Source organism: Klebsiella sp. S69 (assembly GCF_016516145.1).
GTDB lineage: Bacteria > Pseudomonadota > Gammaproteobacteria > Enterobacterales > Enterobacteriaceae > Klebsiella > Klebsiella oxytoca.
Genome location: NZ_JACVUU010000029.1, coordinates 48,924 through 73,260, shown reverse-complemented (window position 1 = coordinate 73,260; position 24,337 = coordinate 48,924). Strand labels below are relative to the sequence as shown.

26 protein-coding genes are annotated in these 24,337 nt (G+C 44.1%); 2 read left to right on the top strand and 24 right to left on the bottom strand.

What is annotated here, in order from left to right:
• Positions 1-7 precede the first annotated feature (7 nt).
• The 15 genes from IAE27_RS24715 to IAE27_RS24645 all read right to left on the bottom strand — a co-directional run bounded on the left by IAE27_RS24715 (position 8) and on the right by IAE27_RS24645 (position 11,687).
• The gene (locus IAE27_RS24715; protein ID WP_200092945.1) at positions 8-301 is read right to left on the bottom strand and encodes a TrbC/VirB2 family protein; all 294 of its coding nucleotides are present in this window, start codon (positions 299-301) and stop codon (positions 8-10) included.
• Entirely contained in the window at positions 301-1,005 is a 705-nt protein-coding gene (locus IAE27_RS24710; protein ID WP_085396584.1) for a lytic transglycosylase domain-containing protein, read from the bottom strand. The genes IAE27_RS24715 and IAE27_RS24710 overlap by 1 nt, the downstream gene beginning before the upstream one ends.
• A gap of 71 nt (positions 1,006-1,076) precedes the next feature.
• The gene (locus tag IAE27_RS24705; RefSeq protein WP_085396583.1) at positions 1,077-1,310 is read right to left on the bottom strand and encodes a hypothetical protein; all 234 of its coding nucleotides are present in this window, start codon (positions 1,308-1,310) and stop codon (positions 1,077-1,079) included.
• A 391-nt stretch (positions 1,311-1,701) separates the two neighbouring features.
• Positions 1,702-1,911, bottom strand: a complete 210-nt coding sequence (locus tag IAE27_RS24700) for a TraR/DksA family transcriptional regulator (RefSeq protein ID WP_085396582.1) — start codon at positions 1,909-1,911, stop codon at positions 1,702-1,704.
• A complete protein-coding gene (locus tag IAE27_RS24695) occupies positions 1,901-2,485 on the bottom strand; it encodes a DUF2857 domain-containing protein (RefSeq protein ID WP_200092943.1) in 585 nt (194 codons plus the stop codon). Before IAE27_RS24695 ends, IAE27_RS24700 begins: the two co-directional genes overlap by 11 nt.
• Positions 2,486-2,604: 119 nt before the next feature.
• On the bottom strand, positions 2,605-2,796 hold the full coding sequence (locus IAE27_RS24690; RefSeq protein ID WP_085396580.1) for an AlpA family transcriptional regulator: 192 nt from the start codon (positions 2,794-2,796) through the stop codon (positions 2,605-2,607).
• 145 nt (positions 2,797-2,941) lie between these two features.
• Positions 2,942-3,868, bottom strand: a complete 927-nt coding sequence (locus IAE27_RS24685; protein ID WP_200092941.1) for a hypothetical protein — start codon at positions 3,866-3,868, stop codon at positions 2,942-2,944.
• Between the two features lie 860 nt (positions 3,869-4,728).
• Positions 4,729-5,271 (bottom strand): NUDIX hydrolase, encoded by a 543-nt coding sequence (locus tag IAE27_RS24680; RefSeq protein WP_200092940.1) that lies wholly within the window; start codon positions 5,269-5,271, stop codon positions 4,729-4,731.
• A 52-nt stretch (positions 5,272-5,323) separates the two neighbouring features.
• Positions 5,324-5,962, bottom strand: coding sequence for an HAD-IA family hydrolase (locus IAE27_RS24675; RefSeq protein WP_200092939.1), 639 nt, complete (start codon positions 5,960-5,962; stop codon positions 5,324-5,326).
• The gene (locus IAE27_RS24670; RefSeq protein ID WP_200092937.1) at positions 5,946-6,743 is read right to left on the bottom strand and encodes a hypothetical protein; all 798 of its coding nucleotides are present in this window, start codon (positions 6,741-6,743) and stop codon (positions 5,946-5,948) included. The genes IAE27_RS24675 and IAE27_RS24670 overlap by 17 nt, the downstream gene beginning before the upstream one ends.
• A gap of 14 nt (positions 6,744-6,757) precedes the next feature.
• Positions 6,758-7,486, bottom strand: a complete 729-nt coding sequence (locus IAE27_RS24665) for an SDR family NAD(P)-dependent oxidoreductase (RefSeq protein ID WP_200092935.1) — start codon at positions 7,484-7,486, stop codon at positions 6,758-6,760.
• Positions 7,483-8,598, bottom strand: a complete 1,116-nt coding sequence (locus IAE27_RS24660) for an MDR/zinc-dependent alcohol dehydrogenase-like family protein (RefSeq protein WP_200092934.1) — start codon at positions 8,596-8,598, stop codon at positions 7,483-7,485. The genes IAE27_RS24665 and IAE27_RS24660 overlap by 4 nt, the downstream gene beginning before the upstream one ends.
• The gene (locus IAE27_RS24655; RefSeq protein WP_200092933.1) at positions 8,591-9,646 is read right to left on the bottom strand and encodes an ROK family protein; all 1,056 of its coding nucleotides are present in this window, start codon (positions 9,644-9,646) and stop codon (positions 8,591-8,593) included. Before IAE27_RS24655 ends, IAE27_RS24660 begins: the two co-directional genes overlap by 8 nt.
• 17 nt (positions 9,647-9,663) lie before the next feature.
• A complete protein-coding gene (locus IAE27_RS24650) occupies positions 9,664-10,836 on the bottom strand; it encodes a sedoheptulose 7-phosphate cyclase (protein WP_200092932.1) in 1,173 nt (390 codons plus the stop codon).
• Between the two features lie 47 nt (positions 10,837-10,883).
• Complete coding sequence (locus IAE27_RS24645; protein WP_200092931.1) at positions 10,884-11,687, bottom strand: alpha/beta fold hydrolase; 804 nt, start codon at positions 11,685-11,687, stop codon at positions 10,884-10,886.
• A 421-nt stretch (positions 11,688-12,108) separates the two neighbouring features.
• Between IAE27_RS24645 and IAE27_RS24640 the strand changes: the two genes are divergently transcribed.
• Complete coding sequence (locus tag IAE27_RS24640; protein WP_200092929.1) at positions 12,109-12,468, top strand: MerR family transcriptional regulator; 360 nt, start codon at positions 12,109-12,111, stop codon at positions 12,466-12,468.
• A gap of 59 nt (positions 12,469-12,527) precedes the next feature.
• Here IAE27_RS24640 and IAE27_RS24635 read toward each other — a convergent pair whose 3' ends face one another.
• From IAE27_RS24635 to IAE27_RS24605, 7 genes are all read right to left on the bottom strand, one after another.
• The gene (locus tag IAE27_RS24635) at positions 12,528-13,637 is read right to left on the bottom strand and encodes an acyltransferase family protein (protein ID WP_200092928.1); all 1,110 of its coding nucleotides are present in this window, start codon (positions 13,635-13,637) and stop codon (positions 12,528-12,530) included.
• A gap of 94 nt (positions 13,638-13,731) precedes the next feature.
• The gene (locus tag IAE27_RS24630) at positions 13,732-14,925 is read right to left on the bottom strand and encodes a Gfo/Idh/MocA family protein (protein WP_200092927.1); all 1,194 of its coding nucleotides are present in this window, start codon (positions 14,923-14,925) and stop codon (positions 13,732-13,734) included.
• A 46-nt stretch (positions 14,926-14,971) separates the two neighbouring features.
• On the bottom strand, positions 14,972-16,165 hold the full coding sequence (locus IAE27_RS24625) for an MFS transporter (RefSeq protein WP_200092926.1): 1,194 nt from the start codon (positions 16,163-16,165) through the stop codon (positions 14,972-14,974).
• 638 nt (positions 16,166-16,803) lie between these two features.
• On the bottom strand, positions 16,804-17,688 hold the full coding sequence (locus tag IAE27_RS24620; protein ID WP_108704707.1) for a LysR family transcriptional regulator: 885 nt from the start codon (positions 17,686-17,688) through the stop codon (positions 16,804-16,806).
• A 98-nt stretch (positions 17,689-17,786) separates the two neighbouring features.
• Positions 17,787-19,043 (bottom strand): nucleoside permease, encoded by a 1,257-nt coding sequence (locus IAE27_RS24615; protein WP_070555665.1) that lies wholly within the window; start codon positions 19,041-19,043, stop codon positions 17,787-17,789.
• A 59-nt stretch (positions 19,044-19,102) separates the two neighbouring features.
• Positions 19,103-19,936, bottom strand: coding sequence for a xanthosine phosphorylase (gene xapA / locus IAE27_RS24610; protein ID WP_070555667.1), 834 nt, complete (start codon positions 19,934-19,936; stop codon positions 19,103-19,105).
• 122 nt (positions 19,937-20,058) lie between these two features.
• Positions 20,059-20,985, bottom strand: a complete 927-nt coding sequence (locus IAE27_RS24605; protein ID WP_070555669.1) for a LysR family transcriptional regulator — start codon at positions 20,983-20,985, stop codon at positions 20,059-20,061.
• An 89-nt stretch (positions 20,986-21,074) separates the two neighbouring features.
• Between IAE27_RS24605 and IAE27_RS24600 the strand changes: the two genes are divergently transcribed.
• Positions 21,075-22,073: a bile acid:sodium symporter family protein gene (locus tag IAE27_RS24600; RefSeq protein ID WP_004104330.1), complete on the top strand. Its 999-nt coding sequence runs from the start codon at positions 21,075-21,077 to the stop codon at positions 22,071-22,073.
• Here IAE27_RS24600 and IAE27_RS24595 read toward each other — a convergent pair.
• On the bottom strand, positions 22,070-22,288 hold the full coding sequence (locus IAE27_RS24595) for a DUF3820 family protein (protein WP_004104331.1): 219 nt from the start codon (positions 22,286-22,288) through the stop codon (positions 22,070-22,072). The two genes, IAE27_RS24600 and IAE27_RS24595, sit on opposite strands and share 4 nt — an antisense overlap.
• A complete protein-coding gene (gene ligA, locus IAE27_RS24590; protein ID WP_200092925.1) occupies positions 22,281-24,305 on the bottom strand; it encodes an NAD-dependent DNA ligase LigA in 2,025 nt (674 codons plus the stop codon). Before ligA ends, IAE27_RS24595 begins: the two co-directional genes overlap by 8 nt.
• Between the last annotated feature and the right edge of the window lie 32 nt (positions 24,306-24,337).

Genomic DNA, 24,337 nt, shown 5'->3' with positions numbered 1-24,337 from the left:
TGACCTCTCAGCTCATCAGCAGCGCACCGATCTCACTGCCCCCGCCAATCAGGATCCCGCCGATGATGATGTAGGCGCACTGGGACAGGCTTTCGCCTTTCCAGAGCGTCTTGTAACCCACCCAGATCACGGCCACGGTGATGGTGATCGCCGCCAGACCATGAAGGCCGGTGGAGACTTTCTCCATCACGGTGTTTGCCCGCTGAAACCCGTCGGCAAACACCGGGGTTGCAGAAAAAGCCGTCAGCACACCGGCAGAAACGGGGCTGGCTGCCGCCTTTAGCTTGTGGAAACGTGTCATTATTCTTCCTCCTTACGGGGTGGCTGCGGGAGACTCCGGCGCACTGACGGCGGGGAGAGTTGTGCGGTGGTGATGTTTTTCTGACGGAGGTTCGCGGGGACGCCACGGACGATGGTCCCCGGCCAGATCACGCGGGGGCGGGAAGCGTTACCGGAAGGAAAGGCTTCCGGGGGAATGGCTGCCGTTGATTTGTCCTCGCGGGTGCCGGGTACGGCATAGCGGGGAGAAACGTAACCTATCCGCTGCACATAGCTGGTCCCGGAAAAAGCCGCTTCCGGCTGTTGCCCGGTACGGAAATTGCCGGAGTAATAGCAGCTCAGTGCTCTTTTCAGGGAGCCGCCGCGCCGGTAGCAGTCGCTGAGAATGCGTTCAAAAACGGACAGATTTGTGCAGGGATCAAGCAGGTCAGCGGCAGTCACACCGTAGTGACGAAAATTGGTGCTGGTTATTTGCATCAACCCGACGGAGTAACGCCGGTCCTGTACGGCAAGGCGACGGATAATGCGCTCTGCTTCTGCCCGGCTGGCGGGCAGATGGGAGATAACAGGGTTGCCGCCGGAGATTTTTCTGGCCTTCGGGATAATCTCGGCGATGGCATAAGGGTTAAAACCAGATTCCACCCGTGCCACGTCGAGTGCCGTGGACGGATGAATACTGGCGGCGCACTGCATGGCCGCCGCCAGAAAGGCAGTGGTGGAAAGCATGATGGCCTCGGGAAACAGGCGGCATGCAGGATCTGCTGACGCTGCATGCTGTGGGATCAGAATTAGGGAGATTACTGCGCGATTTCGGCAGGATCCGTACTCTGCGACTGACTGTTTTCCTCGCGGGGTTCCAGCAGGACCAGTTTGCCGGAGACGGCAATACCGGGCGTCAGGACAATATTCAGACCGGCTTTACCGTGGTGAGCAAAGGCGACGCCGACTTTTGTCCAGTACGTGTTTTTCTCGCCCTGAGCATCCGGCTGACTTTCCTGGGCAACATACGCGTAATAAACGGGTTTCCTCATGATTGACCCTCTTTGATTAAAACAGTTGAAAATATGTTTCTTGATCACATCCCGGTTCTGCATTCCGGTTTTAACGGGTCAGCGAGAACATTCAGCGGCACCCTGAATTGTGGTTATGTGACAGCCCGTTCCTAATTTTTAAAGAGCAATACCTGGCCCGGACGAATTAACGCCCAACAGTTCAGCCATTGGGTGATGGCGCTTTCAGGATGAAGGAGGAGAATTATTTTCTGAACGGAAAAGTAAAAATGAAAATAAAAGAGTTTATCGGCGTGGAGTTAATAATGCGGAAAGAAACGGAGGAATGCAGAACATAGAATAAAGCGTCATTTGTATTTAAAAATAAATATAAAGACGTGGAGAGAAAATTCCCCACGTCTTAACGGTAAAATTAACGTCGGCGGCGTTCGAGCTTTTCCTGACATTCGGTACAGGTTGTGATACCCGGCAGCGTCTGACGTCGTTTTTCAGGAATAGGTTTACCGCATAAACGGCAATGGAATAATGATGGCGTTGCTCCCGGTTTAAAACGGTTCTGTTCAATCATCTCTTCCAGTCGCTGCTCATTAAATTCCTGATCGCGGTCGATCTCATCCGGCATTGGGAGCCCTCCTGGCAGCGGCTTCCTGTTCGCAAAGTGTGATGCGCTTCCAGACGGTGGTAAGTGACAGCCCTTCCGTCTGCGATAACAGCGTTTCGGTGACCTGCATCATGGCACCCAGCGCTTCGGAGGATTCAAGGTTATCCACCCGACATTTTTGCCATTGCCGCCAGATAACCGCATCGGTCTCTTCATCCGGTTCCGGTGTCCGGCCATTAGGCACACTGACGCCCAGCATCCGGCGACGAAGACACACGTCGTTGGAGGTGAGGCCAAAATACAGGTGAAGCAGGGCTATCGATCCGCCCTGCCGGATCGCACGATTAATCTGTTTCTGGCGTCTGTGCTCCTGTCGGGCCAGCGCCAGTAAATGATGCAGAACATCATGGCGGATACTGACGGAAACAAAGGGAGCCGCGGACCGGCTGACTATAAACAGTTCATCAAGCGATAACAGATTAAGTGCGTTCATTTCGTCAAACGTGAATCCCAGAGACTCACAGTGGCGAATATCGCCCTCTTTGAGAGCATGTAAGGCGTCGGTTAAGACGGCGTAATTAAGTGACGGGATCATCCTTTCGTCTCCTCGCGCTATATTTCAGAAACAAAAACAAGCGAATAAATAATGAAAAAAGAACCGAAGTCAGATGAATGCGCCTTTCACAAAACGTATTCATCATCGTTCGCGATTATTTATCCCTGGCGGTTACCTAATTTGACGTTGATCCACTCATCAATTTCAGATTCAAGCCAGGCCACGCTGGAAGGGCCGATCTTAATTGAATACGGGAACATGCCGTTTTTCATATACAGGTAGATTTGTGAGCGTTTCAGCCCCGTTTTTTCTTCAACCTGTTTCAGACGTAATAACTGATGTGCTGTCATAGTTTTCTCCTGTGGTGGAAATAACCGGTTAGGTCCGAAGACAACAAAAAAACACAGTGGAAGGTGCAAAGAAAGTTGATGGACCCGAATTAAGGGCGAGTAGATCCTTAATTCGGGTTATGTATAGGGAGGGATAAATACTCGGTTAGTGAGATAAGGATGTAAAAGAAGGAGAACCCCGCTCCAGTGCATTTTTCAGCGTGTCGCCGCTCAGACGATCAGTAATACCGTCATCTGAAGCCCACTGTTCAAAAATGGACAGGAGTTTATAAGGCTGCCGGATTAACGGACTAATGACCTCATTATGCTTGCAGGCCAGCCAGAACAGACGGGATAATGGCGTAGATATTCGTGTAGGCGTTGATGATTCAGACTTGTTTAAGCTGTATAAACTGATGAGCTTTTCAAGTTCAGAATAACGAACAACAAAGCATGCATCCTGAGGTAAGTTATATACAGGGAAGAAACCGCTATATTTATAGGCGCTATAATTTAAAGAAAACAAATATTTGCTAATGTTAACAGAAGTGATTTTATTCAATTCTATAATCTGACTTTTAATTCTGTCTGCCCAAATTTTTTCTTCATATAACTGATACAACTCTCCATCCAAGATGACAGTAATACCATAATTTATGTCTTTTGCCCCAGATAAGGGTAATGGGAGATTTAAATAGTTTGCCAATAAATGTTGAACTATAACATATTCATAACCTACTAACGGAGTGTCAATAACTCGTCTCGCTGGATAAATGGGAGCGCCAGTGGTACTAAGAATTAATCCCCGACCATTAAGGAAGCTTTTTTTATCTAACAGGCAAAGTCTATGCACGTCAGAATTGTATATTAACCTTAATTTCATCTTGTTGTTTACAGCATTAACTTTCATTAAAGAGAATGACGATTGAAAATAAATAGATAATAGAATCGAACCTCTCAATGCATGACGTAATATCTCACTCTCAGCTATAGGCTTATTGGTTAATTCACTCAGGATAGACGCAGCCTCTTGGATCGTCAGCCAATTTGGCATGCTTTCACTCAAAGCTAATCTTGATTTATATTTTTGCATAACGTTAGCTCCTTTTTGGTGATGAAATAACCCGACATAACATCAGTAAATATTTTTAGCGCTCTTATTTAGTGAGAAATGAAAATTTCAGGCGTGACTTTATGTTTGGTTCTTTATTGCCATCAAATTAATAGATGTATATTGGCAGGATGCCTTTATTATCAGTCCAGTGATAGCATGTTCCAATTGCAACTGACTTCTATCAGATATAAAGATTAGGAAATTAATCAGTATATGCTGAAAGGTAATTTTAAGTTGAAGATGTTATTGTGCATTCATCTGAATTTGAAAAGAAATTTTTGCGTGTAAATGACTTGATGTACGTATGAAAATTAATGCTTTTCTGCTCTATACAAACGATGGGTTAATATATACTCGTAACTAGGTTACGTAGCATCAATAACTCTTAATGCTAAGGACATATATTCATCTTTAGCACTAATCGAGTTTTGCCAAGGCAGAAAAAAGAATTATTCACGAATTATCTATTGATGTGATGTTTATTTTATAATTAGAAGTTTTTATTCCTTCCAATATAACGGAGGGTAGAAGGGAATCGTAAAAGAAAATACCAGTAAAGTTATTACGATATACATTATTGTAACTTGTTTATAGATCCTAACTAATTTTATTTCCATGCACTGTACATACAATCTGTATACTCAAACTTAGTATTCAGAAAAATAACGTTTTGTTATGGGTGATTTTTAGACAAAAATTATTACATTAACTAATAAGGGGTTGTAGTCATATTCAATGGATTTAATATTTGCAAAGTAAAAAGCTGCTTAAGGAATATGAGAGGAATCAAAAAGTTGAAAGTAAACAAATGACGGCTATTCGTATTAAAAACTCGTTTCTCATATAAGTTTTTTCTCCTTAGCAAGAAGGAATGATGTCACAGAAGTTGCATCCGTTATATCTCCTTCCAAAATTAGCTTAAGGAAGTCTGAGATTTTTATTTTTTTAACAGTAAGACCTACTTCTTCTGGTTCTAGTTTCTGCCCGCAATATCTCAATTTCTCAGCTAAATAAATATGATATCCCTGAGTTGAATATCCTTGGGCAATTTTCTGAGATCCTACATAAGTAAATTTCCCCGCCTCCAGTCCGGTTTCTTCCCTTAACTCGCCTGCAGCTATTGAAATAAAACTAGCTGAAGATACATTTTCCCACGAGCCTTGTGGAAGCTCAATAGTTCTTCTCTCTAAAGGATATCTATATTGTTCGACAGCAAAGATAGAATCCCCGTCCAATGGTATTATTACGGTAAAATCAGGCTTTTCGATAACAGAATATATACCTTTACCCCCATCAGATCTTTGGATGTTATCTTCTCGTAGTATCATCCATTTGTTACGATAAATTTCCTTTGAGGAAAGTGATGTTATTTCTTTTTTCATAATAAATCTCTATTATCAATAAACAATATTTACATAGATATTATTCTAATGACTACCACGTAAGGTAGTAACCATCAGATGTTGAGACTATATCAAACGAAGTAAAATCTAGACGTCTTACTAATGATTTTCCATCAGCGTATTGACAACCTCCAATAACAGCAAGCGAGGCCCCGCTATTTAATGCAGCAATTATTCCAGCTTGCGCATCTTCAAAAACAAGCATATCGAAAATGTTTATTCCTAACAACTGAGCAGCTTGCAAATATCCATCGGGTTCGGGTTTTCCCTTCGACACATTCTCAGCAGAAACTATTATTTTTGGTATATATAAATCAGCTGCTTTCAATCGATTTATACATAATTCTCTATTCGCAGATGTTACAATAGCATAATGAACAGGATCTATCAGTGACAATATTTTTTTTGCTCCAGGAACTGCAATAACTCCGTCCGTGGTCTTAACCTCATGAGCTTCAATTTGTTGCGCAACCTTCATAGAGGATTCTGTTTCTCCTAAGAAATGAAAGACGGTTTCTTTTGTGCGTCTCCCATGAGCATATTGAATAACGTCATCATAATTCTGACTATATTTATCAGAAAATGAACGCCAAGTATTTTCCACTATTGCGGTGGAGTCAACAAGAGTTCCATCCATATCAAATAAAAAGCCTTTAAAAAGTTTTTTCATAACCATAACCTCTAAAAGGAGAATGTTTTTTAATCCAACTGATGTCAGACTCAATATCACCCTTCATATTAATACGATAATCATTTTCAAGGAAAAAATTGATATTAGAGATAATGCTCTCTGGCATTAATGAAATATAATCAATCAAAGATATAAAGTTTTTCTCTAGAGAAAGTAGAGAATTTCCATTAGGAGATTTAATATGGATATCAGAGTGAATGTTGGGCATCATCTCTACAAGGTACTCGAAGGGATCAACTGAATTGCAAAATAAATTTGCCGGATCATAAATGACTTTAAAATTATGTCTCCCAACTAACAAACATAGCATCTTACATTTATCGGGTGTTAATATATTTTCAGAAGCAACTGTAATGTTGCTATCAGCCACATCGCAGCACCATCTAAAAAAACCAGCAGTGTTTATTAAATCAAGTTCATTATTAATAGAGGATAGCCTGAATGCTGGAATGAAAATTGTTGACACCTCCAATTTCTCTGTAAGAGATAGAGCATCAATGAAGATTTTCTTACAATAAGATGGATTTATATTAACACCAATATCATTAAAAACGTTTAGTGCTATAGCACTGAATTTAACATTATTTTGTAGTGCTATTAATTTCATGTCTTTGGCACAGTAGCTATTAATAAATGGGCCACGTGCATGACCACCATAATCAAGTTGGAGGAAGTTAATATCATACTTTTTACATATGTATATAGTGTTAAAAATATCACCAGGTAATCGCCAGCTAACTAATCCTAGTCTATTCATCATATATTTAATCCCATTCAAGATTGAGAAGGGGGGAGATGATTTGAATGGATAAGAGACCAAGTGCCACTTTTACTGATCATTAGTGTTTTGCCATGGAAAGTTGAATCTCTATTCATAACCAGTGCACGCAAAAATGGTTTAAAGTCATCAGGTGTCATATAAGAAGAGTAATCAAAATCTGTAGCTCTACGTGCACGAATTCCTGGTGAGTCAACCATACCTTCTGGTAAAGCCTGTGTAATTAAAACCTGATGCGGCGATATCTCGGCAGAGACGGAATTTATTAGTCCTAGTGCTGCGGCTTTACAAGCTGAGTAGCTTGCACGACCTGGACCATAATTAATGGCCACCTCAGACGATATGCCTAAGAATATACCCTTATTCATTAATAGGAAAGGAAGAACGCTGGCTAGTGTTAACCACAGACCGTCAATCATTATAGTAGACTGTTCACGCCAGAAGTTCCAGTCAGTTTCCAGGAAGCTACACCGTTTAGGACCATAATATGCCGCAGAAAAACAAGCAAAACTAAATCCATCATTACATATTGATTCAAGTGTATATTTTGCTCTTTCAGGATCTCGCAAATCACACATATGCCAAATGAATGAGTTATTAATCATTTTCGGCTCACTCCTACTTATTATGTGAACCTCATATCCCAATTCAATTAGCGTCTGAGCTACGCCTAAACCAATACCCGTAGAACCACCCACGACGAGAGCTGATTTTGTGTTTTTCATAGGGACTCCATTTTATTTAGCATTACGGCTTTTAGTACATAATTACCATCGATTACGCGCGTTTTCGAACAAATCAACTCATTTAGGAATTGAGAAAAATCATCGTACACTATAGTATGTGTAATTAACTTTATAAAAATTAATTTGTAATTTGATATCATAGCCTTTGCATCAACTAAAGCAGAGGTAGATACTCCACGATGACTAGTAATATAACTTCCAACTATTTTTTTATTGAGAATGTATTCTGGATAAACAGGAAGGTATTGTGCTCCTCCTTCGTTAAGGCAAACATTACAGGATCTAATTCGCAAAAGTTTTGAAGATGATTTGTTGTTAACCAATACATTCTTATCAATACCTCCAATTACATCGACAATCGAGTGGCTTTTTAAATTTTCGAGAACTCTAGAAGTGACAATATTTGTTGCGCTACGAGGTGTTGCGACAAACACTGCCGTTTTCTCCTGAAATAGTGAGTTGTATATATCTTTATCATCAATGAGATGAGTTACATTAGGTAATAAACGCTTCTTGCTAAAATATAAAGAATGCTCATTATGATGAATAACTACTGTTCGTGTTTTTAAATTTTTCAGCTGAGATATAATACCAATAATATTACCAATGATACCTCCACCGACTATAACCAATTTCTGTGGTGTTATTTTTTTTACTACATCTAATGCAGTAAGGGCTACTGCAACTGGTTCAATCAATGGAGCTAACTCATTCGGGATATTTTCATCAACAGGAATTACCACACCATTTTTTACAGATTCATTCGGAATATAAACATATTTTTGGAAAAGGCCAGGTATATTATGCCCTAAAAGAAATTTTGGGTCGTTGACATCTGTTGGATTGATGATAACCTTTTGGCCAGGATAGAACGAACTCGCTCCGAAACTATTATGCTCAGTGATAATTCCAACTCCTTCATGCCCAATGACATCCGTTATTTCATGCCGCTCTCCTTTTAAAATTTGAATATCTGTACCACAAAGACCAGCGGATAGTATTCTAATATACAAACCTTTGTTCGATTTTGATATTGGACGCTGCTGGTAAAAGCAATGCCCATCTTTAAATACAATAGCTGAATTAAACATCAGAGGGCTCCTTGTGTGGGATATAATTCGCAAACCAGCTTTCCTTTAAATGCTCAGTTGCAACACCAGCCCCCCATAATCCACTAGCAGTATTAGGTGGACAAATAAACAGTCTTAAAGTTAATTCCTTCTGATGTTTTTTTGAGGTTATATAGGGGCCCTTATCATAGAGCCGTTCTAATATAGCATGTTTCACATACTCGCCTAGACTATCAATAACTCCTCCTGATAATGCTATCAATTCTATTGATGGATCAATGACCAGAACCGTAGTTATAAAGTCAGCAAGTGGTTGCATAGCTAAAGTAAGCACTTTTTTGCAAAAGACATCCTGCCTATCAAGACCTTGTTTGAAGTAATTCTCAAAATCGTCAGATCTTAGCTGTTGATTAAATGTTTGCTTATAAAGCAACTCATATACTCGGCGTATACCTCTTCCAGAAGAATAGGCCGCGATGTGTCCAGTCTCTCCGCAATCACAAAGAAGGGGCGGTAGAGTTCCTACGGCGGGAAGATGTCCGATCTCCCCTTGAAGACCTGCCAAATCAAATGAAATATGGAAAGGTGTTGTCTGGAAAACTCGACAAGCAATTCCACTGCTAACCGTTATCAACATTGCTTTAGATACAGAGCGACAGATATCTTGTTGTGAGAAATGAAGGGCCATAGCCGTCACATCATTCATAACAAGCCAATGGACATCAGGGCGGAGGTTATGTAATTCATCAGTGAGCTTCACATTTAGCTGCTGGGGGCCCCAAAGTGGGGCCGCCCCGTAGACTTCTCCTGAACGATGGTTGATTGCTGCACCAAGACTAATACTCGAAACTAAATTATAATTTCCAGGACGAGGAAGTCGTTTCTCAATAGCAAAAAGTAATCTATTTTTCAATTCACAACTACTTTCCCCCGGATACTGAATAAATCCCGGGGAAGCACTAGATAAAATTTGTGTTGGCCCTTGACCTGAAATCCATTCAGCACTACGTAAATACGTACCGCCAACATCAAATATGTAAGTAGAATTCGACTTGGCTTTAATTACCATTAGCCTCTTCCTCTTGTTTATTCAGTCAGAGAAAACTGCTTCACATATTTAAACGCCGACATTAAATCATCATAGCATAAATCGTTGATAAATACGGCATTTCCAATCGATGCCATTAGGGGAACACGTTGGAATCCATCACGATGTTTAATTGTGTCTTTCAGCGCATCTTCTAGAAGAGAAATAGTAAATACGGGATGTTGTATCGGTAATTTGCATTTTTGTATTAGTCGAATACAACGATCACCTTCTTCTTCGGTAATTAATCCACGGGACAATGCTAAACCAGTGCATAAAGCCATATCTACCGCAACCGCCTCGCCATGTAACAGAGTCGGATCAGCCTTCAGCTCTAACGAAGGGCTAAATGTGTGTCCATAATCGACTACACGCTCTAGTTCATTTTCCCAAAGGTTGGGTTCTAATTCTCTGAGCATTCCATCTATAGCCCTGCCCATAATTTCTTGATGTATTTCACTAAATTCAGAAAAGTCAATATTTGTCAGCCTATGAAAATGGGTATCAATGAGTTCAAATAAGTATTTGTCCTTAATGCATGCCATTTTAATAATTTCCGCAACACCATTTGCAATATGTCGTTGAGATAAAGTACTTAAAAATTCAGGATCAATTAGTGCTGCTTCTGGTGCGTAGTAAGTACCAAGTCTATTTTTGTGTTGCAAATAATTAATCCCAGTTTTAATACCAATTCCGGCATCTATTTGTCCCATCAATGTAGTAGGAATCCTGATGTATGGGACTCCACGGCGGTATAAATTTGCAGTAAAACCAACCACGTCCATGAGCACACCACCACCGATTGCTAAAATCTTTTCCGAACGTCGTAGCAGACCACTTTCAGAAATTTTTTTTGCAACGTAGAGAACGTTATCAATATTTTTAGACACCTCATCACCTGAAATCAGGTACCACGCAGAATCAATACCGGAAACTTTCAGGTAATTTTTTATTTTATCACCATATAATTTATCAACATCTTTATCAATGAATACCACGACTCGTGAATCAGTCGATTTATCTCCCTTACATAGCTGACTAAGTGTTAAATTACTCACATCAAATAAATGTGGTACGATTTCCACCGTATAACTAACTGGTAAGTTTGATTTAATATTCCAAAAACCTGAATCTAATTTTATGTTTTCAGCGATATTAGCAATGGTATTCATAGCAAATCCTCTTTCTTTTAAGTTACTGTATATGATACTTGCAACCTTTATTTAACCTTGCTATTGCGAAGAAGGAATTCTAAAGAAATTTCTATCAACTCTTTAGGTTTTTCATGGACAACCAAATGTCCTGATTCGATTTCCGCATATTCAAATTTGGGGTTTAGTTTTACCAACTCTAATGATCGTTCTTTTGAAACCATATAATCATAATTATTAGCGATCACTAAAGTTGGTTTAGTTATTTTCCTTATTTGATCTTTTATATTCACGTTCAAATCTAATTCAACCTGTCTTGCCATGCCATCCCAATTATTATTTTCAATGATGTTTTTAATATTTTCCTCTACTTGGGCTATAGTCATACTGGCTACAAAATCAGGAGTGAACCCAGTCAACATAATTATTTTCGCAAGAACCGGTTGGTTGAATTCTATAAGTTCCTTCCATAAGTTAAATTGTAGTTGACTACGTGAGTCATCAGTTGAAGCGAAACCTCCAACCAAGATGACAGAGTTAACATACTCTGGATATTCTGCAGCGATATAAGCAGTAAGAGTTGCGCCTAAAGAAAAACCCATTATATCGAAGGGCACTATTTTTGATTCCTCTGCAGCAGCTATTATTTGTTCAGCTAACATTTCAATAGAAAGATCTTCTCCATTATCTTTCGTCTCACCAGAGCCTGAATAATTAGGGCATACCACTTTTCGGTAAGGGGAAAAACTTTCAATTATCTCTCCCCAGTTTCCTTTCCAGTCCGCACCTGTACCATGGACAAGTATTAGTCCCGGGCCTTCCCCCTGCGCATGGAATGTTACCGTAGCATTTGAGACTTTTACTTTATACATTATCTACTCCTCAATAAAGGTACGTAGTTATTATCGGGGTTAACAGTGCTGTTAAGGTCAAGATTTTTTGTCATTTTTATTATCTTATTTTTTTATTAGCTTTTATCAGTTAGAATAATAATAAATAAGTAGGGTATCGATACATGGCGTATAAAAACATACGAGTAATACAAAAAAGTAATATGAATATATTATTGAGTGGGGAGGCGCTGACTAATATAGCTTATACTTATATATTTATACCGGATGATAATTAAAAAACCTTGCTTCACAAAAAAACAAAAATATTTGTAATTCAATACATTAAATGATTTAATGTATGTGCCAAATTATAGTCATTAGTGACTACCTTGACATTACTCCTTGCAGGGGTATATGTTGATTATAATCTATTGTAGCTGTCAAAAATATGAGGTAACTTATGAGAATTAAAGAGTTATCAAATAAGACTGGTATCAGCCCTCGAATGATACGCTATTACGAAGAACAGGGATTACTCAGACCTGAAAGGACTTTGTCAGGATACCGTAATTTTTCTCAGCAAGACTTAATAATAATTCAGAGTATCAAGTCCCTACAGGAAGCTGGATTGACTCTAGATGCTGTTCGTGTATTAATGCCATGCATTGTGAGTGAGCCTCTTAGGATCTCACCATGCCCATTAATTGTTGCAACTCTTCAAGAGCAACGAAATAAAATACAACAAGATTTCGACAAAAACAGCCGTGCATTATTTTTGATTAATAAATTCCTTACCGAAAGTATGAAATTAAGTGCTTAATATTAGAAAAACACATTTCCCATCTATAAAAATAGGCATAGCCACCTATGCCTGTTCTTTCATTTTGCCGCAGATGGTTCTCTGGGAGTAAATAACTGCATTTTTCTCAGGTAATCCCTTGCTGGTTTTTCAACATAGCGAAATGTTATTTCAGAAAGTAATATGGTGATAAGGGCAAACAGTATACAGGATAATATTGTCGCTCCTTGTTCATTAATTCCTTCACTAAGTATATGACTTTTGATAACTAACATAAAGTAATTCAACTGATTATGGATCAAATAAATACTATATGAAAGTACGCCAAGGCGATATATTAATTTTGAACTCATTAATCGTCCTACTAAAGACTTCTCATTCACCAGACTCAGGACAAAAATAGGAAATAGAGCGATAATAATAAAGTCAGCATTTTTAAACGTCATACTGAAAATTATAAATAACAACATACATAATGACAATCCTGGAGCCATAATTATCTTCATTACAATATCTAACTTACTTATGTTAAATAAAACCATCCCTACAATAAACCCAGCGACAGCCCTTATAACAGGATATATTGTTTCATAATGCCATATATCCATTATTCCGGAGCGTTTTGGCTCGTGAATTAATTCCGGAGCAATTGCTATAAAAGGGTAAGCCAGAATAGAGACAACAAAAAATAACAAAATTAATTTCCATCCATAACGATGGAATAAAAAGGAAATAAATGGAAACAGTATACTGGCTACCCATTCTGCACTCACAGACCACCCGGGAGTATTCAATGTGGGTACGCCTAATAAGGTTTGTAACATGGAAAAATTAATTAACGCTGATACTATAACTGCAGGCCCTGGCCAGCGATCCATCCATCCTGTCGCTACCAATATAGATGCAGTGCAGATCATGAAAAAATAAAGAGGATAAATTCTCGCAATTCTTCTAAAGACATATTTCAAAAAGGCTTTTCTATCTATCGAATTTGCAAACCATTCTCCATAAGTCATTGAAATAACAAATCCCGATAGTACGAAAAACAAATCAACCATTAAATAACCATGCCCCATTATCGTAGCGGAATGACTAGTTAACGCATGTGCCAAATTAAAATGGTAGAACATCACTATAACTGCTGCAATACCACGCAGTCCAGTTAGAGATTTTATTTCTTGCTTCGCCATATTATCCTCCACTGGGACTGTTGTTAAATAATTATTTAAATTATATTAGTGGATTATGACGGTGTCTTTTCTCCTGTTGGCACCGTCGTTTAAGTTATATATCTGCGAAACTAACTTTCTGCCATTTATGTGTTGTAGATGATAGCTTGATCGCATCAATAATTTCGCAACATCTAAGTCCATCAATGAAATCAGGCGCACTGGATTTTCCTAATTTTAATACTTCAGCAAAGTGCTTAAAGCTAAGTGCGAATGCTTCACCGTACCCAATGCCTTGACCTGTAACACCAACCCCCAATTCTCCTCCTAAGTCTGGGAACCAAAAGAGTTCAGCTCCAGGATGGGCCCTTCCGATTAGAATCGTTCGGAAACCTGACAGTGAAGATGGATCTCGACTATCAAAATATTGAAGTTCATTACTGCGCTGCCAACTGAATCGGAGAGCACCTTTATCGCCAACGACATTAAAGAAGACATCATTCTTGTAACCCGGCAGTGCCCAACCTGCCTTGATTGTTCCAGTTGCGCCATTTTTGAAATTCACCAACGAACAGGTAAAATCATCTACCTCTACAGCCCCTTTTCTTGAACGATCCCCGACTAACGGTCGCTCAGTAATAAAACGTTGCATTACAGCCGATACACTATCAAACTCACCAACAAGAAAACGAGCTAAGTCGATAATATGTGCACCTACATCACCTAAGGCACCCGCTCCTGCTGGTTCTTCTTTAAAACGCCAATGCAATGGGATTGTAGGGTCATTGTTATGGTCCTGTAAAAAATGACCTTCAAAATGACGAATTGATCCAATTTCGCCACTTTCAATAATTTTCTTCGCTTGTGCAATAGCAGGCCACGCACGATATGTAAAATTAACCATATGTACTTTTCCTGACTCTATTGCCTTTTTCGCCATTATTTCTGCATTTTTACTATTTGTTGATAAAGGTTTTTCACAAAGTACGTTTTTCCCTTTTGCGAAGGCTTCGAGACAAATTTCATAGTGACTATTATTAGGTGTTGCAATATCAATGATATCAATAGAATCATCATTTGTAATTGACGTCCAGTCTGTGCCTGATTCTTTCCATCCCCAACGTTCTGCCTCACGTTGCGCTGCTTGCCTGTCCACATCTACAATTCGTACTAACTCAAAACGTGCTTCGGGATCATCCATCAAACCTGAAATATTTCGCATGGATAAACTGTGTAACTTTGCCATAAATCCAGCGCCAACCATCCCGACACGATAAGGTTTATTATTCGAATTAGTATTAAATTTCATAGTATGCACTCCTTCTTTTATATAAAGAATGATTTACAATAATGAATTATTCATAGATATTTAACGTGATTTTTGGTAGTAATAAAACAAGAGCCCCCCCCATAAATATTGACGCTGATAATGCTACAATAGCAATATTGAATTCATTAATTATAACCCCCCCTAAAAAAGCACCAGACCCTATGCCAATGTTAAACATTGCTACATGAACCGAAGATGCTCTCTCTCCAGAATCAGCAGATAAATTTAAAACTATTGATTGAAGGGTTACTGTAATTGCACAGATGCCAGCCCCCCAAGCAATAATCATGAGATAAATGACACCGACACTTCTGATATTAGGCAGTACACTAAATCCAGTCACAGCCAATATCATAAGGAGAAGTATCCATCTAGTAGCAACAACCAAATACTTGTCTTTAATTAACCCACTAATAAAATTCCCCACAACACCCGATATTCCAAATAACAGTAAAAGCACTGGTAGTTTATCATGTGAAAATCCTGCTTGCTTTTCAATAAGAAGACCAATATATGTAAAAGCACAATAATTCCCACATATTGCCAAAGCGGTCACAGGATATGTTCTGCGTAAATATGGGCGAGTTATCACTTTTTTTAAAGATATGTCTTTTTTCAAGTCGAATGGAATGATTTTTGGCATGGTAATCAGAGTAATTAGGCTAAGAGCAATCCCCGTCAAACCAATAAAAAGAAATGATAATTCCCAACTGATGTTTTGAGAGATAAATGTTGCTAAGGGTACGACTGCTACTGATGCAATAGCTATTCCTCCAAAAACTAATGAAGTTGCTTTAGCCTTTTCTTTATCTGAGACTAAACTTACGGCTAATGGGCCTACAATTGACCAAAATATTCCATGGGAAAATGCACCTAATATCCTTCCAATATATAATATAATTATATTAGATGATTGAGATACTATAATGTTTGATATACCAAATACCATGAGAATAAAAACTATTAGTTTTCTTCTTTCAAATTTTAAAAAACAGGAAGTTGCTGATATTGCAGAAAAAGCAACTACCCAAGCGTATCCTGTCACGATAAGTCCAATCTCACCAATCGACTTACCATATGTCTGGCCTATTTCTTGCAATACACCAATCGGCAAAAGCTCTGCTGTAACAAAAATAATGGCTGATATTGACAATGTCAAAATCGCATGCCAAGAAGACTTCTGGGATTTATTACCATAACCGATTATTTTCTCTTTCATTTAGGAACCTTGTTATATAACCAGTCTCCATATGATTTTCATTCAATCTTTTACAGCGCTGTGAAAGTCAAGAACTTTAACGCCTTGTAGGCTATGATTTGTTACCATCAGATCGCTTAGGTGTGGAATGAAGGTTTGCCTTGTTAGTATCAATAGGTTTGTATGAGACTAAAAGTTAGCCAATTAAACCATATTGATTGATTTCCTCTTGCGGTTTGGAGATTTGGGCCTATACTGTGGCCCACAGTGATTGGTTGTTGTGTTGTATTATCTGGAAATTCAAAGGGTTAAACCTTGAGTCAGGATTCTGCACGACCCACCAATGCAAAAAAGCGCCCTAAAGGCGCTTTTTTGCTATCTGCGATTCAAAAGATTCGAACCTGCTGCAGGTTCGAGTCGACAAAATTGTCGGGAACAATTTTGTACAACGCGTAGCGTTGCCCGAAGGGCGAGTCTCAGGATGAGACGAGTAGCGAAGAGAGACAACGGAGCCGCCTGCGGCGACGGCCCGAAGGGCACGCGAAGCGAGTCATCCTGCACGACCCACCAATGTAAAAAAGCGCCCTAAAGGCGCTTTTTTACTATCTGCAATATACGAAACCGGCACAGGCCTTCATCTTGCTATCCGGCACTGACCATCAATTCACCAGCACCGCTACCAGCTTCTCCAGCGCGGGCATCGCCTGTTGTTGGTCATAGACAATATACAAGTCAGCGGGTATGCGCTCTTCCAGCGGACGAAACACAACGCCCGGCCAGGTCATTTGCGCATAGCTATCGGCGATGAGCGTAATGCCAATTCCCATGCTGACCATAGCCAGTACCGTTTGCGGCTCCATCACTTCACGGATAATCATCGGCAAGAATCCGGCACTCTGACAGACGCGCTGCAAAAACGTCCAGTCGGTATGTATTGAAGGCATCGTAACAAAATATTCGTTACGCAGCGCCGCAAGCGGGATCGCCTCACGCACCGCCAGCGGATGCTCCTCCGGCATGGCCACCAGAAAAGAGGACTCGTGCAAACGCAGGCTGGTAAATCCTGGCGTAGGCGCTGTCGCCATCCGCCACACGCCGGCATCCAGCTCCCGTCGCTCCAGCATCGCCATCTGCATGGCGGGCATGTTCTCGCGGAAAAGCACCTCTACGTTAGGGTTCTCTTTCAAAAAACGCCGCATTACCGGGCGCATTTTCCCCCACATCGCCGTACCTATCACGCCCAATTCTACCCTCCCCGCCTCACCCCGGCCAATCTGCTCAACTCGCGCCAGCGCCTGATTGGCGCTGGAAAGCAGGCGGCGGGACTCCTCCATCAGAATTTTTCCAGCATGGGTCAACGCCACGCTACGAGAGTGGCGAACAAACAGCAGCGTACCGAGCTGCTGCTCCAGCTCCTTGATGTGGATACTAAGCGGCGGTTGCGACATGTTCAGACGGGCAGCCGCACGACCAAAATGCAGCTCTTCTGCGACAGCCAGAAAATAGCGCAATAATTTCAGATCGATACGATGCGTGCGTTCCATGGGACATGCGCTCCTGAGGCGAAGGATAATGCGCAAAGTTACCACACTGCATCCTGGAAAATGAAACGGCAGAGTATAAACTCCGCCGCTGAAGAAGATTAATGCGTCAGCGCTTTGTTGATAAGTTTCTCAGGCTCATGTTGATAACGGAAGAACAGGGCAAAAATAACCGCCAGCAGTAATGAATAGGCGGCGAACACCAGCCAGATAGTCTGCCACTCTTTTACGCCATCAATAGAGAAGTAATCAACGGCCATACCGCTCAGAACTGAACCAACCCATGCTCCAATGCCGTTCACCATGGTCATAAACAGGCCTTGGGCGCTGGCGCGAATATTGGCACTGACCTCCTGCTCAACAAATACCGATCCAGAAATATTAAAGAAGTCGAATGCGCAGCCGTAAACAATCATCGACATCAGCAGCAACACAAAACCGAACGGAGAGGGATCGCCAAAGGCGAAAAGGCCAAAGCGCAGCGTCCATGCCAGCATACTCATCAGCATGACTGTTTTAATGCCAAAGCGTTTAAGAAAGAACGGTATGGTGAGGATGAAAGCGACCTCCGCCATCTGCGACACCGAAAGCAAAATTGAGGGATAACGTACGACAAAGCTGTCGGCAAACTCCGGATTACGGGCAAAATCATGCAGGAAAGGATTACCGAAGACGTTAGTTATTTGCAGTACCGCTCCCAGCATCATCGCAAAAAAGAAGAAAATGGCCATCCGCGGATTTTTAAATAACACGAAGGCATCCAGCCCCAGCCGGCTGGCCAGGGTGGTTCCGGCTTTCTTCTCAACGACAGGAATTTTCGGTAACGTAAATGCATAAATCGCCAGTAATAGCGACGCGGCAGAGGCGATATATAGCTGTGCGCTGCTTAACTCCAGCCCCATCAGGCTCACCGTCCACATTGCGGCAATAAAACCGAGAGTGCCAAAAACGCGAATGGGAGGAAACGCGGTCGCCGGATCCTGGCCGGACTGCGACAGACATGAATAGCAGACGCTGTTAGACAAGGAGATAGTGGGCATGTAGGCCATCGCGTTAATGAGCATCACCCAGAACATCGTATCCGGATCGTTCACGGTCGTCGCATAAAGAAGCACTCCCGCGCCAACCAAATGGCAGAACATATAGGCCCGTTCTGCACGAAGCCATTTATCGGCAATGATCCCCATGATGCCGGGCATGATAATGGCCGCCAGCCCCTTGGAGCTATACACCATGCCGACGTTTGCGCCGGTGAAATGCAGCGTATTGATCATGTAAGAACCCAGGGTGACCAGCCAGCTTCCCCAGATAAAATATTGCAAAAACGACATGAGCTTTAAGCGAGAAGCGATACCCATTTTTTCCGTTCCTTGCCATTAAAGTAAGACCCCGCAAGCGGGGTCAATATTTATTATTTTCAGGCCAGTTTGCGTAAGAAGCCGCAGATCAGGTTGATAAAGTTCTGCCGGGAGAGTTCGGCCGCTGCCAGGGTTTGCGCGTGGGATAACTTCACATCGCCCAGACCTTCAGCCAGATTAGTAATCGCTGCAACAGCCACCACTTTCAACCCGCAATGGCGGGCGCTTATCACCTCCGGCACCACGGACATCCCCACCACATCGCCGCCGATAATTTGCATCATGCGGATCTCAGCCGCCGTTTCAAAATTCGGCCCGGGATAGGAGACAAATACGCCTTCAGTCAGCGGAAAACCCTCCTCTGCCGCAACGCGCTGCAGAACGGCGCGATAATCCGCATCATAGGCATTTGCCAGCGAGAAAAAGCGCTCGCCGAAGCGTTCATCATTCAGGCCCACCATCGGCGTACCCGGCATAGTATTAAGATGATCGCTCAGCGCCACCAGACTTCCCGGCCCCACTTCTGGACGAAGAGAACCGGCCGCGTTAGTACAAAACAGCAGTTCACATCCCAGAAGCTTTAGCGTACGGATGGCATCGGTCATGACCGTCATGCCGCGCCCTTCGTAGAAGTGCCCGCGCCCCTTCATGCAGGCAACCGGTACGCCAGCCAGGTTTCCCAACACCAGCTCGCCGGCATGGCCGTGAACGGTACTCACCGGGAATCCAGGCAGCTTCTCGTATGAAATTGCCACTGCATCTTCAATTTGCTCCGCTAGCGCCCCAAGACCCGAACCAAGAATAAAAGCCACCCGCGGCATAAAGTCCGGCTTATGTCCGCGAATGATGTCTGCGCTATACCATGGGTTCTGTGAAAAAAGCGTGTCGCTCATAAGCTGTCCTTAGAAACTGAAGAATCGATAAGTTAATTGGCTACCATGATGTTATAACGAGGGTACGCAATCGATTACCAATACAGTTTTCCCGGACGTTCGATATCAAAAAGCTATTGATTTCATTTCTGATACAAGGGGTCATTCTCGCGCAAAGCGGTCAGCTGGCCAGCCTGATGCCGCACCACCTCCCACAGCGCTTCTGCGGCAGTTGAAAGCGAGCGATTTTTACGCCGCGCCAGCATCAGCTGACGCTCCACCACCGGAGTGAGTCGTTTCACCTGCAAATGGCTGCCCTGAGGAAGCGGCAGCGCTAATGCGGGTAAAATACTGATACCTATCCCCGACTCAACCATCGGAAATAGCGTGGCCGGATGACCGATTTCCTGCACGATATTCGCTTTAACGGCAAATCCCGAGAGCGCGGCGTCAATCAGCGGACGACTACCAGAAGCATAATCCTGCAGAACCAGCCGCTGCTGCTGGAGGTCTTGCCAGTTCACCGCGCTCCGTCCGGCAAAAGGGTGATCGCTACGGCAAAGCAACAGAAAAGGTTCGGCGAGCACCGTCTCACACTGTAAATCGGTAGCAGCGCCAGGATCGATCACAATGCCAAAATCCACTTCCCCCTGGCGGATACTCTCCAGCACCCACTGCTGGGGGCGGTCGTGTAGTACGAAATCGATTTCCGGATAACGACGGTTGCTGTCGGCAATGCACTGCGGGATAAGATGGGCGGAAATAGTCTGGCTGGCCGCCACCCGGACGGTTCCCATCAGCTGCTGCCCGACGCGTCCGGCCTCTCGCAGCGTGCCGTTTAGTTCATCCAACAGACGATCAAGCCGGGCCGCGAGCTGCTGGCCGGCCTCCGTAAGCACCACTTCGCGCGTCGTTCGGTCAAGCAAGCGTACCCCGGTCTGATGCTCCAGCTCTTTCACGCTATGGCTTACCGCTGACTGGCTAAGGCCAATACTCTCCCCTGCCCGGCTAAAGCTTTTGACGCGAGCAACGGTCACAAAAACCTTCAACTGTCGTAGCGAGTAATTCATCTCTTTTTTTCATGAATAGATGCAATAAATCGATTTTATTTCTCAAACTAAAGAAAGCACAATAGCGACATCGATTTTCAGGAGCGTTTATGAAATTTTTCCGCATTCTCGATCCATTCACCCTAACGTTAGTCACCGTCGTCCTGCTGGCCTCTTTTTTTCCTGCTCGCGGCGGATTTGTCCCCTTCTTTGAGCATTTAACTACCGCCGCCATCGCGCTGCTGTTTTTTATGCACGGCGCCAAACTCTCGCGTGAGGCGATCGTTGCCGGAGGAAGCCACTGGCGTTTACATCTCTGGGTCATGTGCAGCACGTTTATCGTTTTTCCCGTGCTTGGCGTGCTGTTTGCCTGGTGGGCGCCTGTCAACGTCGATCCGGCGCTATACACCGGGTTTATTTATCTCTGCATTCTGCCAGCCACCGTCCAGTCGGCCATCGCGTTTACTTCCCTGGCGGGCGGTAACGTGGCGGCAGCGGTATGCTCGGCCTCGGCCTCAAGCCTGCTGGGGATCTTCATTTCGCCTTTGCTGGTCGGCCTGCTGATGAATCTGCACGGCGCGGGCGGGAGTCTGGAGCAGGTTGGTAAAATCATGCTGCAGCTGCTGCTGCCGTTTGTGCTGGGGCATCTTTCTCGCCCATGGATTGGCAACTGGGTGACAAAACATAAAAAGTGGATCTCAAAAACCGATCAGACCTCTATCCTGCTGGTCGTTTATTCGGCATTCAGCGAGGCAGTCGTGAACGGTATCTGGCACAAAGTGGGTATCGGATCGCTGCTGTTCATCGTTATTGTCAGCATCGTGCTGCTGGCAATTGTGATAGCTATTAACGTGTTTGTAGCGCGCAGGTGTGGGTTTAATAAAGCGGATGAAATTACGATTGTCTTCTGCGGGTCGAAAAAGAGCCTGGCGAACGGCATTCCAATGGCCAATATTCTCTTCCCGACCTCAATCCTGGGGATCATGGTGCTGCCGCTGATGATCTTCCATCAGATTCAGCTCATGGTGTGCGCAGTGCTGGCGAGGCGCTATAAGCGCCAGGCCGAAGCATTGCAGGCGCAGGAAAAAAACCGCGCCTCCGAAGCTTAACGCGGACGCTTAAGGGGCTGGACCAGACCGGTCAGCCCCTCTGTTTTAATCAACAGGGTTAATGCCATCAGTTCGCCGAGATGCCCGGCAGGAAATTGATCCTTACGGGCAAACCACAGCAGATACTCTTCCGGCACATCAATTAATCGACGGCCTTTGTACTTGCCAAACGGCATTTCCGTATTGGCAATTTCAATAAGCTGCTCTTTATCCACGCGACTCTCCGAGCAGGCGCAGCATTTCGTCTTCATCGATTACCGCAATTCCCAGCTCCTGCGCTTTAGCGAGCTTAGAACCCGCAGCCTCCCCGGCGATAACCAGGTCGGTTTTCTTCGACACGCTGCCCGCAACCTTCGCGCCCAGCGCAACCAGCTGCGCTTTCGCATCATCACGAGAGAGCTGGGTCAGGCTACCGGTCAGAACAATCGTTTTTCCGGCGAACGGGCTATCAATCTCTTCAGCATTGACCACCACCGGCGCAGGCCAGCGGACGCCCTCTTTACGCAGCTGAGCGATAACTTCGCGGTTGCTCTCTTCGGCAAAGAAATTACGCACGTGCGTGGCGACGACAATCCCGACATCCGGCACTTTTTGCAGATCGTCAATCGAGGCCTGCTCAAGCGCCTCAATAGTGCCAAAGTGGGCCGCTAAACCGGCTGCCGTCGCCTCACCCACTTCACGGATCCCCAGCGCATAAAGAAAACGAGCGAAGGTGGTCTCTTTTGACTTCTCCAGGGCATCCACGATGTTCTGCGCTGATTTTGGCCCCATGCGATCGAGCCCGGTGAGTTTACCCGGCGTCAGCTGAAAGAGATCGGCTGGCGTGTGCACATACTCTTTTTCTACCAGCTGATCGATGATTTTATCGCCCATACCATCGACGTCCAGAGCGCGACGGGAGACAAAATGCTTGAGCGACTCTTTGCGCTGCGCGCCGCAGATCAATCCGCCGGTACAGCGCGTTACCACTTCGCCTTCAACGCGTTCGACGTCGGAGTGGCATACCGGACAATGGGTTGGGAACACGATTTCCCGCGTCTCTTCCGGGCGTTCTGAGAGCACAACGTTCACGACCTGGGGAATCACATCTCCGGCACGACGAATAACTACCTTATCGCCGATGCGCAGTCCCAGGCGCTCGATTTCATCGGCATTATGGAGGGTCGCGTTGCTGACCAGTACTCCGGCGACGTGTACCGGCTCAAGACGCGCAACCGGCGTGATGGCGCCGGTTCGCCCGACCTGAAACTCAACGTCGCGCACGAAAGTCATCTGCTCCTGCGCCGGAAACTTAAACGCCACCGCCCAGCGCGGCGCGCGGGCTACGAAGCCAAGCTGTTCCTGTAACGCAAGCGAATCGACTTTGATCACCACTCCGTCGATATCAAATCCCAGATTCGGTCGATCTTCTTCCACCTTGCGATAGTAAGTAAGCACTTCCTCTGGCGTATGGCAGAGTTTTACGCGCTCGCTGACCGGCAGCCCCCAGAACTTAAACTGCTGCAAGCGTGCCGAGTGGCTGGCCGGCAGCTCGCCGCCTTCCAGCACGCCCACGCCATAGCAAAAGAAAGTGAGCGGACGCTTCGCGGTAATCCGCGGATCGAGCTGACGTAAAGAACCTGCTGCGGCGTTACGCGGGTTAGCAAAGACTTTCCCCCCGGTTCGCCGGGCCTCTTCATTAATTTTTTCGAACCCTGCCTGCGGCAGAAACACCTCTCCGCGAACCTCAAGCCGCTGCGGAATATTGTCGCCGCGTAGCTTCAGGGGGATCGCGCGGATGGTACGCACGTTGGAGGTAATATCTTCACCGGTCGTTCCATCTCCGCGGGTCGCCGCCTGTACCAGCAAGCCGTTCTCATAGAGGATACTGACCGCCAGGCCATCCAGCTTGAGCTCGCAGCAGTAGGTAAGATCATCACTATTTTTCAGACGGTCCTGCACCCGCTTGTTAAACGCGAGGAAACTCTCCTCATCAAAGACGTTATCGAGCGACAGCATCGGAACTTCATGGCGGATCTGGCTAAAGGAGGCTAGCGGTGCGGCGCCGACGCGCTGGGTGGGCGAGTCTGGGGTGATCAGCTCCGGGTGCTGAGCTTCCAGCTCGCGCAGTTCACGCATTAACCGGTCGTATTCCGCATCAGGAATTTCCGGCGTATCCATGACGTGGTAGAGATATTCATGATGGCGAAGCGTGGTTCGCAGTTCAGTCAGTTTTTGTTCGTTCGATTCCATATCACACCATCAATGATAAAAAACCCCCGACG

Coding starts and splice junctions, on each gene's coding strand:
- IAE27_RS24630 (WP_200092927.1), bottom strand. CDS start 14,925: ATGAAATTTAATACTAATTCGAATAATAAACCTTATCGTGTCGGGATG.
- IAE27_RS24605 (WP_070555669.1), bottom strand. CDS start 20,985: ATGAATTACTCGCTACGACAGTTGAAGGTTTTTGTGACCGTTGCTCGC.
- IAE27_RS24615 (WP_070555665.1), bottom strand. CDS start 19,043: ATGGGTATCGCTTCTCGCTTAAAGCTCATGTCGTTTTTGCAATATTTT.
- IAE27_RS24690 (WP_085396580.1), bottom strand. CDS start 2,796: ATGACAGCACATCAGTTATTACGTCTGAAACAGGTTGAAGAAAAAACG.
- IAE27_RS24670 (WP_200092937.1), bottom strand. CDS start 6,743: ATGATGAATAGACTAGGATTAGTTAGCTGGCGATTACCTGGTGATATT.
- IAE27_RS24645 (WP_200092931.1), bottom strand. CDS start 11,687: ATGTATAAAGTAAAAGTCTCAAATGCTACGGTAACATTCCATGCGCAG.
- IAE27_RS24650 (WP_200092932.1), bottom strand. CDS start 10,836: ATGAATACCATTGCTAATATCGCTGAAAACATAAAATTAGATTCAGGT.
- IAE27_RS24665 (WP_200092935.1), bottom strand. CDS start 7,486: ATGAAAAACACAAAATCAGCTCTCGTCGTGGGTGGTTCTACGGGTATT.
- IAE27_RS24625 (WP_200092926.1), bottom strand. CDS start 16,165: ATGAAAGAGAAAATAATCGGTTATGGTAATAAATCCCAGAAGTCTTCT.
- IAE27_RS24680 (WP_200092940.1), bottom strand. CDS start 5,271: ATGAAAAAAGAAATAACATCACTTTCCTCAAAGGAAATTTATCGTAAC.
- ligA (WP_200092925.1), bottom strand. CDS start 24,305: ATGGAATCGAACGAACAAAAACTGACTGAACTGCGAACCACGCTTCGC.
- IAE27_RS24675 (WP_200092939.1), bottom strand. CDS start 5,962: ATGAAAAAACTTTTTAAAGGCTTTTTATTTGATATGGATGGAACTCTT.
- IAE27_RS24705 (WP_085396583.1), bottom strand. CDS start 1,310: ATGAGGAAACCCGTTTATTACGCGTATGTTGCCCAGGAAAGTCAGCCG.
- IAE27_RS24655 (WP_200092933.1), bottom strand. CDS start 9,646: ATGGTAATTAAAGCCAAGTCGAATTCTACTTACATATTTGATGTTGGC.
- IAE27_RS24700 (WP_085396582.1), bottom strand. CDS start 1,911: ATGCCGGATGAGATCGACCGCGATCAGGAATTTAATGAGCAGCGACTG.
- IAE27_RS24695 (WP_200092943.1), bottom strand. CDS start 2,485: ATGATCCCGTCACTTAATTACGCCGTCTTAACCGACGCCTTACATGCT.
- IAE27_RS24660 (WP_200092934.1), bottom strand. CDS start 8,598: ATGTTTAATTCAGCTATTGTATTTAAAGATGGGCATTGCTTTTACCAG.
- IAE27_RS24715 (WP_200092945.1), bottom strand. CDS start 301: ATGACACGTTTCCACAAGCTAAAGGCGGCAGCCAGCCCCGTTTCTGCC.
- IAE27_RS24710 (WP_085396584.1), bottom strand. CDS start 1,005: ATGCTTTCCACCACTGCCTTTCTGGCGGCGGCCATGCAGTGCGCCGCC.
- IAE27_RS24600 (WP_004104330.1), top strand. CDS start 21,075: ATGAAATTTTTCCGCATTCTCGATCCATTCACCCTAACGTTAGTCACC.
- IAE27_RS24635 (WP_200092928.1), bottom strand. CDS start 13,637: ATGGCGAAGCAAGAAATAAAATCTCTAACTGGACTGCGTGGTATTGCA.
- xapA (WP_070555667.1), bottom strand. CDS start 19,936: ATGAGCGACACGCTTTTTTCACAGAACCCATGGTATAGCGCAGACATC.
- IAE27_RS24620 (WP_108704707.1), bottom strand. CDS start 17,688: ATGGAACGCACGCATCGTATCGATCTGAAATTATTGCGCTATTTTCTG.
- IAE27_RS24640 (WP_200092929.1), top strand. CDS start 12,109: ATGAGAATTAAAGAGTTATCAAATAAGACTGGTATCAGCCCTCGAATG.
- IAE27_RS24685 (WP_200092941.1), bottom strand. CDS start 3,868: ATGCAAAAATATAAATCAAGATTAGCTTTGAGTGAAAGCATGCCAAAT.